Here is a 13,266-nt window from a genome sequence, read left to right on the forward strand (position 1 = left end):
CACGATGTTCCGCCGTACGTTCTGGTTCACCGCGGGCGCGGCCGCCGGCGTGTGGGCCACCACCAAGGTCAACCGCAAGCTCAGGCAGCTGACCCCGGAAAGCCTCGCCGCGCAGGCGGCCGACAAGGCCGTCGAGGCGGGGCACCGGATCAAGGACCGCGCCGTCGGCTTCGCCCTCGACGTGCGGGCCAACATGCTGCAGCGCGAGGCCGAGCTCGGCGAGGCGCTCGGCCTGGACGCACCGCCGCCCGCGGAGCAGGAGCGCGAGCTCCCGGCGCCGCGCCGCAAGCCGGAGCTCGGCGGCCGCACCACCCCAGACACCACCTATTCGTTCACGTACAACCGGAATGAGGACCACTGATGGAGTCGGCTGAAATCCGCCGCCGCTGGCTGAGCTTCTTCGAGGAGCGCGGGCACACCGTCGTCCCTTCGGCGTCGCTCATCGCGGACGACCCGACTCTGCTGCTCGTCCCCGCCGGCATGGTGCCCTTCAAGCCCTACTTCCTGGGTGAGGTCAAGCCGCCCTTCCCGCGCGCCGCCAGCGTGCAGAAGTGCGTCCGTACGCCCGACATCGAAGAGGTCGGCAAGACCACCCGCCACGGCACGTTCTTCCAGATGTGCGGCAACTTCTCCTTCGGCGACTACTTCAAGGAAGGCGCCATCAAGCTCGCCTGGGAGCTGCTGACCACCCCGGTCGAGCACGGCGGCTACGGGCTCGAGCCGGAGAAGCTCTGGATCACCGTCTACCAGGACGACGACGAGGCCGAGCAGATCTGGCGCGACGTCGTGGGCGTCCCCGCCGAGCGCATCCAGCGCCTCGGCAAGAAGGACAACTTCTGGTCCATGGGCGTCCCCGGCCCCTGCGGCCCCTGCTCCGAGATCAACTACGACCGCGGTCCGGAGTTCGGCGTCGAGGGCGGCCCCGCCGTCAACGACGAGCGCTACGTCGAGATCTGGAACCTCGTCTTCATGCAGTACGAGCGGGGCCAGGGCATCGGCAAGGAGGACTTCGAGATCCTCGGCGACCTGCCGTCCAAGAACATCGACACGGGCCTCGGCATGGAGCGCCTGGCGATGATCCTCCAGGGCGTGCAGAACATGTACGAGACCGACACCCTCAAGGTCGTCATCGACAAGGCCACCGAGCTCACCGGCGTCGCCTACGGCAAGGCCCACGACAGCGACGTCTCGCTGCGCGTGGTCGCCGACCACATGCGCACCTCCGTCATGCTCATCGGCGACGGCGTCACCCCCGGCAACGAGGGCCGTGGCTACGTGCTCCGCCGCATCATGCGCCGCGCCGTCCGCAACATGCGCCTGCTCGGCGCCACCGGCCCGGTCGTCGGCGAGCTCGTCGACACCGTCATCACGACGATGGGCGAGCAGTACCCGGAGCTGGAGACCGAGCGCAAGCGCATCGAGACGGTCGCCCTCGCCGAGGAGGCCGCGTTCCTGAAGGCCCTCAAGGGCGGCACCAACATCCTCGACACCGCCGTCACCGAGACCAAGGCCGCCGGCGGCACGGTCCTCGCCGGCGACAAGGCGTTCCTGCTCCACGACACCTGGGGCTTCCCGATCGACCTCACCCTCGAGATGGCCGCCGAGCAGGGCCTGACCGTGGACGAGGAGGGCTTCCGCCGCCTGATGAAGGAGCAGCGGGAGCGCGCCAAGGCCGACGCCCAGGCCAAGAAGACCGGCCACGCCGACGTCACCTCGTACCGCGAGATCGCCGACACCGCCGGCGCCACCGAGTTCACCGGCTACACCAACACCGAGGGCGAGACCACCGTCGTCGGCCTGCTGGTCAACGGCGTCCCGTCGCCCGCCGCCTCCGAGGGCGACGAGGTCGAGGTCGTCCTCGACCGCACCCCGTTCTACGCCGAGGGCGGCGGCCAGCTCGCCGACCACGGCCGCATCCGGCTGCACTCCGGCGCCGTCATCGAGATCCGCGACGTGCAGCAGCCGGTCCCCGGCGTCTCCGTGCACAAGGGCTCGGTGCAGGTCGGCGAGGTGACCGTGGGCGCCACCGCCTACGCCGCCATCGACGTGCGCCGCCGCCGGGCCATCGCCCGTGCCCACAGCGCCACCCACCTCACCCACCAGGCGCTGCGCGACGCCCTCGGCCCGACCGCCGCCCAGGCCGGTTCGGAGAACTCCCCGGGCCGCTTCCGCTTCGACTTCGGCTCGCCCAACGCCGTCCCCGGCGCCGTCCTCACGGACGTCGAGCAGAAGATCAACGAGGTGCTCTCGCGCGAGCTCGACGTGCACGCCGAGGTCATGCCGATCGACGAGGCCAAGCGCCAGGGCGCCATCGCCGAGTTCGGCGAGAAGTACGGCGAGCAGGTCCGCGTCGTCACCATCGGCGACTTCTCCAAGGAGCTGTGCGGCGGCACGCACGTGCACAACACCGCCCAGCTGGGCCTGGTGAAGCTGCTCGGCGAGTCCTCCATCGGCTCCGGTGTGCGCCGCATCGAGGCCCTCGTCGGCGTCGACGCCTACAACTTCCTCGCCCGCGAGCACACGGTCGTCGCCCAGCTCCAGGAGCTGGTCAAGGGCCGCGCGGAGGAGCTGCCGGAGAAGATCTCCACGATGCTCGGCAAGCTGAAGGACGCCGAGAAGGAGATCGAGAAGTTCCGCGCGGAGAAGGTCCTCCAGGCCGCCGCCGGTCTGGTCGACTCCGCCCGCGACATCCGCGGTGTCGCCCTGGTCACCGGCCAGGTGCCGGACGGCACCGGCGCCGACGACCTGCGCAAGCTGGTCCTCGACGTCCGCGGCCGCATCCCCTCCGACCGCCCGGCCGTCGTCGCCCTGTTCACCACGGCCAACGGCAAGCCGCTGACGGTGATCGCCACCAACGAGGCCGCCCGCGAGCGCGGCCTCAAGGCCGGCGAGCTGGTCCGCACGGCCGCCAAGACCCTCGGCGGCGGCGGTGGCGGCAAGCCGGACGTCGCCCAGGGCGGCGGCCAGAACCCGCAGGCCGTCGGCGAGGCCATCGAGGCCGTCGAGCGCCAGGTGGTGGAAACGGTCTGATGCGACGAGGACGACGACTCGCCGTCGACGTCGGGGACGCCCGGATCGGGGTCGCCTCGTGCGACCCCGACGGGGTCCTGGCCACGCCGGTGGAGACCGTGCCGGGACGCGACGTCCCGGCCGCCCACCGGCGGCTGCGCCAGATCGTCGAGGAGTACGAGCCGATCGAGGTCGTCGTGGGCCTGCCCCGCTCGCTCAGCGGGCGGGAGGGCCCGGCCGCGACCAAGGTCCGCGCCTTCGCCCGCGAGATGGCCAAGGGCATCGCCCCGGTCCCGGTCCGGCTGGTCGACGAGCGGATGACCACGGTCACCGCGACCCAGGGCCTGCGGGCCTCGGGAGTGAAGTCGAAGAAGGGCCGCTCGGTCATCGACCAGGCCGCCGCGGTGATCATCCTTCAGAACGCTCTTGAGTCCGAACGGGTATCAGGTAATCCGCCCGGCGAGGGCGTCGAAGTGGTCATCTGATCGCGATACGGTAACGTTCCGCGCGATGCGGCGGTGTTCGAACAGCTGCCGCACAACGTAGAGGCGGAACGTCCGGAAGCCTCGCGGCTGTTTGGGGATCGATGACTGAGTATGGCCGGAGCCCCGGCTCCGAACCGTGGCACCCCACGGACCCGCTGTACGGGGACCAGGGGTGGGAAGGCCAGCAGCAGTACCCGCAGCAGGCGCAGCAGTACGGCCACCAGGACCCGTACGGGCAGCAGCAGGCGTATGCCGACGGCATGTACCAGCAGCAGCATCCGCAGCACCCCCAGCAGCCGCAGGGCTATGACGCCCAGCAGTACGGCGGGCAACAGTACGCGAACCCGGGCGGTTACGACACGCCCGGGTATCCCGCACAGCAGTACGAGCAGCAGTACGACCAGCGGTACGACGGGAACTGGGAGACGGGCCAGGCGGCCATGTCGTACAACGCCCCGCCCGCCGACCCGTACGGCGGCCAGCAGCCCGACCTCTACGGCACCCCCGAGGCGTACCCCCCGCCGCAGCCCCCGGGCCGCCGGCAGGTGCCGCCGCAGCCGGTGACCGACTGGGAGGCGGAGCCGCAGGAGGAGGACCATCCCTTCTTCACCGGCTCGGACGACGCCCCCCGCAACCGTCGTGACCGCCGGCCCGAGGGCGGCGGCCGCGACGACGACTACGACGAGTACGACGACGAGGAAGAGGAGCCGGGCGGCCGCCGAGGCAACCGCTCCGGCCGCGAGCGCCGCGGCAACAAGGGCCGCAAGGCCAAGAACGGCATGGCCTGCCTGGTCGTGGCCGCGGTCCTCGTCGGCGGTGTCGGCGGCATCGGCTACTTCGGCTACAAGTTCTGGCAGGGGCAGTTCGGCGCGGCGCCCGACTACGTGGGCGAGGGCAGCGGCGAGGTCCAGGTCGAGATCCCGCAGGACGCCGGCGGCTACGTCATCGGCAACATCCTGAAGAAGGCCGGTGTCGTCAAGAGCGTCGACGCCTTCGTCTCGGCCCAGCAGAAGAACCCCAAGGGCCTGACCATCCAGGCCGGCGTCTACACGCTGAAGAAGGAGATGTCGGCGGAGAGCGCCGTCGCGCTGATGCTGAGCCCGGCGAGCAAGGCCAACTTCGTCCTGCCTCCCGGCAAGCGGAACGCCTGGGTCTACGACGAGCTCGACAAGCGCCTGGGCCTCAAGCCGGGCACCACCAAGGACACCGCCGTCAAGCAGGCGAACAGCCTCGGTCTGCCCGACTGGGCCAAGAACCACCCGGAGGTCAAGGACCCGCTGGAGGGCTTCCTCTTCCCCGCGACCTATCCGGTCGCCAAGGGCACCAAGCCCGAGGACGTCCTGCGCAAGATGGTCTCCCGGTCGAACGGCGAGTACGCCAAGCTCGACCTCGACGCGAAGGCGAGGGAGCTCGGCCTCAAGGGACCGTGGGAGCTCGTCACCGTCGCGAGCCTCGTGCAGGTCGAGGGCAAGTACAAGCACGACTTCGACAAGGTCGCGCGGGTCGTCTACAACCGGCTCAAGCCCGGCAACATGGAGACCGTGGGCCGCCTGGAGTTCGACTCCACGGTCAACTACCTGCGGGGCCAGAGCACGCTCGACGTCGGCCAGGTCAAGGACCTCCGCAAGATCGAGGACCCGTACAACACCTACCGGGTCCAGGGCATGATCCCGGGCCCGATCAGCAACCCGGGTCTCGACGCCCTCCACTCCGCGATGAACCCCACGCCCGGCCCGTGGTACTACTTCGTGTCGATCAACGAGAACAAGACGGTCTTCGCCGTGACGATCGCCGAGCACAACAAGAACGTCGCGGAGTACGAGAAGGAGCGGGAGAAGTCGGGGCAGTGAGTACACGACACCGGGCGGCCGTGCTCGGCTCGCCCATCGCCCACTCGCTCTCCCCGGTGCTGCACCGGGCCGCGTACCGGGAGCTCGGCCTCGACGACTGGTCCTACGACCGGTTCGAGGTGGACGAGGCCGCGCTGCCCGGCTTCATGGGCGAACTGGACGCCTCGTGGGCGGGTCTGTCCCTCACCATGCCGCTCAAGCGGGCCGTCATCCCGCTGCTCGACGAGATCACGGACACCGCCGCCTCGGTCGAGGCGGTCAACACGGTGGTGTTCACCGAGGACGGCCGGCGGATCGGCGACAACACCGACATCCCCGGCATGATCGCCGCGCTGCGCGAGCGCGGAGTCGAGAAGGTGGACTCCGCCGCGGTCCTCGGCGCCGGCGCCACCGCCTCCTCGGCCCTGGCCGCCCTCGCCCGGGTCTGCTCGGGACCCGTCACCGCGTACGTACGCAGCGAGGCGCGCGCCGAGGAGATGCGGGGCTGGGGCGAGCGGCTCGGCGTCGACGTGCGCACCGCCGCCTGGGACGAGGCGGCACGGGCCTTCGCCGCGCCCCTGGTCATCGCCACCACTCCGGCCGGGACCACGGACGCGCTCGCCCAGGCCGTGCCCGACGCACCCGGCACGCTGTTCGACGTCCTCTACGACCCCTGGCCCACCCGTCTCGCGGCGGCCTGGTCGGCCCGCGGCGGCAGGGTCGTCGGCGGGCTCGACCTCCTGGTCCACCAGGCGGTGCTCCAGGTCGAGCAGATGACCGGCCGCGCGCCGGGTCCGCTCGCGGCGATGCGGGCGGCGGGGGAGCGGGCGCTCGCCGAGCGCTGACGCGCGGGCACGGTTCAGGGACACACGGGGGGAAGGGCCATGGAGAGCGGCGGTGTGCTGCTCGCGTCCAGGTGGGACGTCGCGGACGACCTCGCGCGCCTGGTGGGCGGACTCCTCCGGGTCGCCTTCATGGCGCTGCCGGAGTGGATCCGCTATCCGGTGATCGTGATCGGGGGCGGATTCGCGCTGTACGTGGTGGCGACCCGCGTCCGCGACTGGTGGCGGGAACGGCGGGAGGAGCCCGCCGGACCGCCGGAGGCGTCACCCGACACGTGAGACATGCGTCCCGACCCGTGGACCGACGATCGATCGACCGCCCGGACGTGGGAGGATCAGGGGAGGCGGACCCGGGCCGCGCACCCAGGTCGTGCCGTCGCAGTGCCCAGGCGCGAGCATGAGGAGCATCGTTGAGCAGGTTGCGTTGGCTGACGGCGGGGGAGTCTCACGGCCCCGCGCTGGTTGCAACCCTTGAGGGACTTCCGGCCGGTGTTCCGGTCACCACGGAGCTGGTGGCGGACCATCTCGCACGGCGGCGCCTCGGCTATGGACGCGGTGCCCGCATGAAGTTCGAGCAGGACGAGATCACCTTCCTGGGTGGTGTCCGGCACGGACTCTCGCTCGGCTCGCCGATCGCCGTCATGGTCGGCAACACCGAATGGCCCAAGTGGGAGAAGGTCATGGCGGCCGACCCGGTCGACCCGGCCGAGCTGGCGGACTCCGCGCGCAACGCGCCGCTGACCCGCCCGCGCCCCGGTCACGCCGACCTGGCCGGCATGCAGAAGTACGGCTTCGACGAGGCCCGGCCGATCCTGGAGCGCGCCAGCGCCCGCGAGACCGCCGCCCGCGTCGCCCTCGGCGCCGTCGCCCGCTCCTTCCTGAAGGAGGCGGCCGGCATCGAGATCGTCTCCCACGTGGTCGAACTCGCCTCCGCGAAGGCCCCGTACGGCGTCTACCCGACCCCCGCCGACGTCGAGAAGCTCGACGCCGACCCGGTGCGCTGCCTCGACGCCGACGCGTCGAAGGCGATGGTCGCCGAGATCGACCAGGCCCACAAGGACGGCGACACCCTCGGCGGCGTCGTGGAGGTCCTCGCGTACGGCGTGCCCGTCGGCCTCGGCTCCCACGTGCACTGGGACCGGCGCCTCGACGCCCGGCTCGCCGCCGCCCTCATGGGCATCCAGGCCATCAAGGGCGTCGAGGTCGGCGACGGCTTCGAGCTCGCCCGCGTGCCCGGCTCGCAGGCCCACGACGAGATCGTCAAGGGCGAGGACGGCCTCACCCGCAGCTCCGGCCGCGCCGGCGGCACCGAGGGCGGCCTCAGCACCGGCGAGCTGCTGCGCGTCCGCGCCGCGATGAAGCCCATCGCCACCGTGCCGCGTGCCCTCGCCACCGTCGACGTCGCCACCGGCGAGCCCGCGGCCGCGCACCACCAGCGCTCCGACGTCTGCGCCGTCCCGGCCGCGGGCATCGTCGCCGAGGCGATGGTCGCGCTGGTCCTCGCGGACGCCGTGCTGGAGAAGTTCGGCGGCGACTCGGTCCCCGAGACCCGTCGCAACGTCCGGTCCTACCTCGACAACCTCCACATCCGGTGACCGCCGGCCCGCTGGTCGTCCTCGTCGGACCCATGGGCTCCGGCAAGTCCACCGTCGGCGCGCTGCTCGCGGAGCGGCTCGGCGCCGACTACCGGGACACCGACGCGGACATCGTCGCCACCGAGGGGCGCGAGATCGCGGACATCTTCGTCGAGGACGGCGAAGACCACTTCCGCGCCCTCGAACGCGAGGCCGTGCGCAAGGCCGTCGCCGAGCACGGGGGCGTCCTCGCGCTCGGCGGCGGCGCGGTGCTCGACGCCGGCACCCGTGCCCTGCTGCGCGGGCTGCCCGTCGCGTACCTCTCCATGGACGTCGAGGCGGCCGTGCGCCGCGTCGGCCTCGGCGCCGCCCGGCCGCTGCTCGCCGTCAACCCGCGCCGCCAGTGGCGCGAGCTGATGGACGCGCGGCGCCACCTGTACGAAGAAGTCGCGAGCGTCGTCGTCGCCACCGACGAGCGCACGCCCGAAGAGGTCGCCGCCGCGATCCTCGACGCACTGGAGTTGAAGGACGTATGACGGACCAGGAAGTGACCCGGATCCAGGTCGGCGGCTCCGCGGGCACCGACCCGTACGAGGTACTGGTCGGCCGGCAGCTGCTCGGCGAGCTGCCCGCGCTCGTCGGCCCCCAGGCCAGGCGCGTGGCCGTGATCCACCCCGAGGCGCTGGCCGAGACCGGCGAGGCGCTGCGCGAGGACCTCGCCGAGCAGGGCTACGAGGCCGTCGCCATCCAGGTGCCCAACGCCGAGGAGGCCAAGACCGCCGAGGTCGCCGCCTACTGCTGGAAGGCGCTCGGGCAGACCGGCTTCACCCGCAGCGACGTGATCGTCGGCGTCGGCGGCGGCGCCACCACCGACCTGGCCGGCTTCGTCGCCGCGACCTGGCTGCGCGGGGTGCGCTGGATCGCCGTCCCCACGACCGTGCTCGGCATGGTCGACGCGGCCGTCGGCGGCAAGACCGGCATCAACACCGCCGAGGGCAAGAACCTCGTCGGCGCCTTCCACCCGCCGGCCGGTGTGCTCTGCGACCTCGCTGCGCTCGACTCGCTGCCGGTGCACGACTACGTCAGCGGCCTCGCCGAGATCATCAAGGCCGGTTTCATCGCCGACCCGGTGATCCTCGACCTCATCGAGGCGGACCCGCAGGCCGCCCGCACCCCCGCCGGGCCGCACACCGCCGAGCTCATCGAGCGGTCGATCCGGGTCAAGGCCGAGGTGGTGTCCGGCGACCTCAAGGAGGCCGGCCTCCGCGAGATCCTCAACTACGGGCACACCCTGGCCCACGCCATCGAGAAGAACGAGCGGTACAAGTGGCGGCACGGCGCCGCCGTCTCCGTCGGCATGGTCTTCGCCGCCGAGCTCGGCCGGCTGGCCGGCCGCCTCGACGACGCCACCGCCGACCGGCACCGCGCCGTCCTGGAGTCCGTCGGCCTGCCGCTCACCTACCGCGGCGACCAGTGGCCCAAGCTCCTCGAGACCATGAAGGTCGACAAGAAGTCCCGCGGCGACCTGCTGCGCTTCATCGTCCTGGACGGTCTCGGCAAGCCGACGGTCCTGGAAGGCCCCGACCCGGCCGTGCTCATCGCGGCCTACGGCGAGGTGTCCGCGTGAGCGAGCGCCGTCGCGTCCTCGTCCTGAACGGCCCGAACCTCGGCCGCCTCGGCTCGCGCGAGCCCGACATCTACGGCGCCACCTCCTACAAGGGGCTCGTGGAGTCCTGCCGGACGCTCGGCGAGCAGCTGGGCTTCGACGTCGAGGTGCGCGAGACCAACGACGAGGGCGAGATGATCCGCTGGCTGCACGAGGCGGCGGACGGTTCCGTCCCGGTCGTGCTCAACCCGGGCGCCTTCACGCACTACTCGTACGGGATGCGTGACGCGGCCGCCCAGCGCACCGCGCCGCTGATCGAGGTGCACATCTCCAACCCGTACACGCGTGAGGAGTTCCGGCACACCTCGGTGGTGGCCGCGGTGGCCACCGGGACCGTCGCGGGTTTCGGCATCGGCTCCTACCGGCTGGCGCTGCGCGCGCTCGCGGAGGAACTGGACGCCTGATCCCCGCGTCACCCTCCTGGGCACGTCGATCCGCCCCCGGCCGTTTCCCCTACGGAAGCCGGGGGCGGTAACGTTCCGGCAACGACGGAAACATCGCCGGCAGGAAACGGAGTGGGGCACCGGATGCAGCACGGAATGGGGGCTCCGCTGCCACCGCAGGAACCCGCGGGCCACACCGGTTGGGTCCAGGGCGGCCCCCCGCCCGTCCCGCCCGCTCCGGCGCACCACCCCTACCCCGCCCCTCCGGGGCACCCGGCTCCTCCGGCGCCCCCCGCCCCGCAGGGTCCGCCCATGGGTCCGCCGCCCGCGCAGGCGACGCCGCCCGGCTGGGGCGGGGCGCCCGCAGCCCCGGCGGCGCCGGGAGCTCAGGGCGTTCCCGGCGCTCAGGGTGTACCGGTCACCGGGCAGATCACCGGCCCCATCACCGTGCCGCCCGCCGTGACCGGCACCGGCGGCGCCACCATAGCCGTCCTGCTCATCGGCCCGGCCGGTGCGGGGAAGACGACCGTCGCGCGCCACTGGGCCGGCCGCCGGCCGGTGCCGACGGCCCACATCAGCCTCGACGACGTGCGCGAATGGGTCTGCTCCGGCTTCGCCGACCCCCAGTCCGGCTGGAACGAGAACTCCGAGGCCCAGTACCGTCTCGCCCGCCGCACCTGCGGCTTCGCCGCCCGCAACTTCCTCGCCAACGGCATCTCCTGCATCCTCGACGACGCCGTCTTCCCCGACTGGCCGGTCGTCGGCCTCGGCGGCTGGAAGCGCCACGTCGGCCCCGGCCTGCTCCCGGTGGTGCTGCTCCCCGGCCTCGACGTCGTCCTCGAGCGGAACGCCGAACGCAGCGGCAACCGCCGCCTCTCGGACGAGGAGGTCGCCGCCATCCACGGCCGGATGGCCGGCTGGTACGGCTCCGGCCTGCCGATCATCGACAACTCCACCTACGACGTGGAGACCACGGCCCGCGTCCTGGACGACGTCCTGGCCCGCGCGATATCCGGCCAGCCGCCCGCGTGACCCCCGCGGGTGCCGCGCCGGGCGCCCGGTCGGCCCCGCACAACAGGCCGCCGCGCCCGGGCGCTCGTAGGCTCGGAGCATGTCAGAGGTGTATGCGGAACGCCGGGACCGGCTGCGCGACCGGTGCGTGGCGGCGGGCAGCCCGGCGGCCCTGGTCTCCCGCCCCGCCAACGTCCGCTATCTCACGGGCGGTTCACCCGCCGGGGCCGTGCTGCTGCTCGGACCCGACGAGGACGTGCTGCTGTGCCCCACGGCGCCCGGCGGCGACCCGGCCGACGGGCGGGTGGACGAGGCGCTGCGGCAGCTGGTGCTGCCGGCCGGCGGCGGGGACCCGGCGGTCGCGGGCGTGGACTTCGCCCGCAAGGCCGGCGTGGACGCCCTCTCCGTGGAGGAGCACCATCTGACCGTCGCCCGGCACCGGGCGATGGGCTCCGTCGCGCCCGGGCTGCGGCTCGCCGACCTGTCCTGCGCCGTCGAACAGCTGCGGATCGTCAAGGACGAGGACGAGATCGCCTGTCTGCGGATCGCCGCCGAGATCGCCGACCAGGCGCTCGGGGAGCTCCTGGAGTCGATCCTGGTCGGCCGTACCGAGCGGCACCTCGCCCTGGAGCTGGAGCGGCGGCTCGTCGACCACGGGGCCGACGGGCCGGCCTTCGCCACCTCGGTGGCCACCGGGCCGCACTCCGGGCGGGCCGGGCACCGGCCCACCGACCGCCGGGTCGAGGAGGGCGACTTCCTCTCGGTCTGCCTCGGCGCCAACTACCGCGGCTACCGCTGCGAGATCGGCCGCACCTTCGTCATCGGGACCACTCCCGCCGACTGGCAGATCGAGCTGTACGACCTCGTCTTCGCCGCTCAGCGGGCCGGACGGGAGGCCCTCGCGCCCGGCGCCGAGTACCGCGACGTCGACCGCGCGGCCCGTCAGATTCTCGCCGCGGCGGGTCACGGCGACACGACGACACCCCTCACCGGGCACGGTGTGGGCCTGGAAATCGACGAGGACCCGCAGCTCGCACCCGCGGCCATGGGTAAACTGGACGCTTGTGTGCCGGTCACCGTCGAACCGGGGGTCCACCTCCCGGGCCGGGGCGGGGTCCGGATCGATGACACGCTCGTCGTACGCCAGGAGGCGGACGGCGGACCCGAGCTACTCACCATCACGACCAAGGAGCTGCTCGCGCTGTAGCGGCGCGCACGCCTCCCGGTCCCACGTCAGTCCAGGAGATTCCGCAACCGTGGCTTCCACGAACGACCTCAAGAACGGCATGGTGCTCAAGCTCGAAGGCGGCCAGCTCTGGTCCGTCGTCGAGTTCCAGCACGTCAAGCCCGGCAAGGGCCCGGCCTTCGTGCGCACCAAGCTCAAGAACGTGCTGTCCGGCAAGGTCGTCGACAAGACCTTCAACGCCGGTGTGAAGGTCGACACCGCCACCATCGACCGCCGCGACATGCAGTTCTCCTACATGGACGGCGAGTACTTCGTCTTCATGGACATGGAGACCTACGACCAGCTGCACGTCGACAAGAAGGCCGTCGGCGACGCCGCCAACTTCCTCATCGAGGGCTTCGAGGCCACCGTCGCGCGCCACGAGGGCGAGGTGCTCTTCGTCGAGCTCCCGGCCGCCGTCACGCTGACCATCCAGCACACCGACCCGGGTGTCCAGGGTGACCGCTCCACCGGTGGCACCAAGCCCGCCACCCTGGAGACCGGCCACGAGATCCAGGTCCCGCTCTTCGTCACCACCGGTGAGAAGGTCAAGGTCGACACCCGCACCAGCGCCTACCTCGGCCGGGTGAACGACTAACCGTGGCCGCCCGGAGCAAGGCCCGCCGGCGGGCCTTCCAGATCCTGTTCGAGGCCGACCAGCGCGGTACCTCGGTCCAGGAGGTCCTCGCGGACCAGGTCCGGCTCGCCCGCTCGGACGAGCGCCAGCCGCCGGTCAACGAGTTCACCATGCAGCTGGTCGAGGGCTACGCGGGTCACGTGGCCCGCATCGACGAGCTCATCGCGACGTACGCGGTGGACTGGGACCTCGACCGGATGCCCGTCGCCGACCGGAACATCGTCCGCCTCGGTGCGTACGAGCTGATCTGGGAGGACGGCACCCCGGACGCGGTGGCGATCGACGAGGCGGTGCAGCTCGCCAAGGAGTTCTCCACGGACGACTCGCCGACCTTCGTCAACGGTCTGCTGGCGCGCTTCAAGGACCTGAAGCCGCGCCTGCGCCGGGACGCGGACGCCTAGGTCCAGGTCCAGGTCCGTCCCCGGCAGTCGAAGGGGCCCGTAGCACCTTGTGTGCTGCGGGCCCCTTCGGCGTACCCGGCAGAAGCGCGCAGCGGGCGTCGCCGTCGTGCCGGGCGCGCGCCGCCACGGGCACGAAAAGCGCCGGGGCCCAGGGGGGGAGGGGGGTCCCAGGGGCCAGATGTACGGTTCTTTCTCCGGTTTTTC

General features: G+C 72.1%; 14 protein-coding genes. All 14 read left to right on the forward strand.

All coding sequences use genetic code 11. The annotated features are described in order from the left end of the window. Positions 1-4 precede the first annotated feature (4 nt). On the forward strand, positions 5-361 hold the full coding sequence (locus ACFWJO_RS24145) for a hypothetical protein (protein ID WP_386868199.1): 357 nt from the start codon (positions 5-7) through the stop codon (positions 359-361). Next, entirely contained in the window at positions 361-3,030 is a 2,670-nt protein-coding gene (gene alaS, locus ACFWJO_RS24150; RefSeq protein ID WP_386868201.1) for an alanine--tRNA ligase, read from the forward strand. The genes ACFWJO_RS24145 and alaS overlap by 1 nt, the downstream gene beginning before the upstream one ends. Then, positions 3,030-3,494: a Holliday junction resolvase RuvX gene (ruvX, locus tag ACFWJO_RS24155; RefSeq protein ID WP_356069196.1), complete on the forward strand. Its 465-nt coding sequence runs from the start codon at positions 3,030-3,032 to the stop codon at positions 3,492-3,494. The genes alaS and ruvX overlap by 1 nt, the downstream gene beginning before the upstream one ends. 101 nt (positions 3,495-3,595) lie before the next feature. Next, a complete protein-coding gene (gene mltG, locus ACFWJO_RS24160; RefSeq protein ID WP_386868203.1) occupies positions 3,596-5,344 on the forward strand; it encodes an endolytic transglycosylase MltG in 1,749 nt (582 codons plus the stop codon). After that, entirely contained in the window at positions 5,341-6,168 is an 828-nt protein-coding gene (locus tag ACFWJO_RS24165; RefSeq protein ID WP_386868205.1) for a shikimate dehydrogenase, read from the forward strand. Before mltG ends, ACFWJO_RS24165 begins: the two co-directional genes overlap by 4 nt. A 39-nt stretch (positions 6,169-6,207) precedes the next feature. After that, positions 6,208-6,444: a hypothetical protein gene (locus ACFWJO_RS24170; RefSeq protein WP_386868206.1), complete on the forward strand. Its 237-nt coding sequence runs from the start codon at positions 6,208-6,210 to the stop codon at positions 6,442-6,444. 131 nt (positions 6,445-6,575) lie between these two features. Further along, entirely contained in the window at positions 6,576-7,760 is a 1,185-nt protein-coding gene (gene aroC / locus ACFWJO_RS24175) for a chorismate synthase (RefSeq protein ID WP_386868208.1), read from the forward strand. Next, the gene (locus ACFWJO_RS24180) at positions 7,757-8,275 is read left to right on the forward strand and encodes a shikimate kinase (RefSeq protein ID WP_386868210.1); all 519 of its coding nucleotides are present in this window, start codon (positions 7,757-7,759) and stop codon (positions 8,273-8,275) included. The genes aroC and ACFWJO_RS24180 overlap by 4 nt, the downstream gene beginning before the upstream one ends. Then, entirely contained in the window at positions 8,272-9,366 is a 1,095-nt protein-coding gene (gene aroB, locus ACFWJO_RS24185) for a 3-dehydroquinate synthase (RefSeq protein ID WP_384422642.1), read from the forward strand. The genes ACFWJO_RS24180 and aroB overlap by 4 nt, the downstream gene beginning before the upstream one ends. Then, entirely contained in the window at positions 9,363-9,809 is a 447-nt protein-coding gene (gene aroQ / locus ACFWJO_RS24190; protein ID WP_386868212.1) for a type II 3-dehydroquinate dehydratase, read from the forward strand. Before aroB ends, aroQ begins: the two co-directional genes overlap by 4 nt. Positions 9,810-9,932: 123 nt before the next feature. Further along, positions 9,933-10,820 (forward strand): AAA family ATPase, encoded by an 888-nt coding sequence (locus tag ACFWJO_RS24195; RefSeq protein ID WP_386868214.1) that lies wholly within the window; start codon positions 9,933-9,935, stop codon positions 10,818-10,820. 79 nt (positions 10,821-10,899) lie between these two features. Continuing rightward, positions 10,900-12,006, forward strand: coding sequence for an aminopeptidase P family protein (locus ACFWJO_RS24200; RefSeq protein ID WP_386868216.1), 1,107 nt, complete (start codon positions 10,900-10,902; stop codon positions 12,004-12,006). 49 nt (positions 12,007-12,055) lie between these two features. After that, positions 12,056-12,622 (forward strand): elongation factor P, encoded by a 567-nt coding sequence (gene efp / locus ACFWJO_RS24205; RefSeq protein ID WP_386868218.1) that lies wholly within the window; start codon positions 12,056-12,058, stop codon positions 12,620-12,622. A gap of 2 nt (positions 12,623-12,624) precedes the next feature. Continuing rightward, positions 12,625-13,062, forward strand: a complete 438-nt coding sequence (nusB, locus tag ACFWJO_RS24210) for a transcription antitermination factor NusB (RefSeq protein ID WP_384422633.1) — start codon at positions 12,625-12,627, stop codon at positions 13,060-13,062. Positions 13,063-13,266 lie beyond the last annotated feature (204 nt).

Origin of the sequence: Streptomyces sp. NPDC127092 (assembly GCF_042722475.1) — a bacterium.
Classification (GTDB): Bacteria; Actinomycetota; Actinomycetes; order Streptomycetales; family Streptomycetaceae; genus Streptomyces.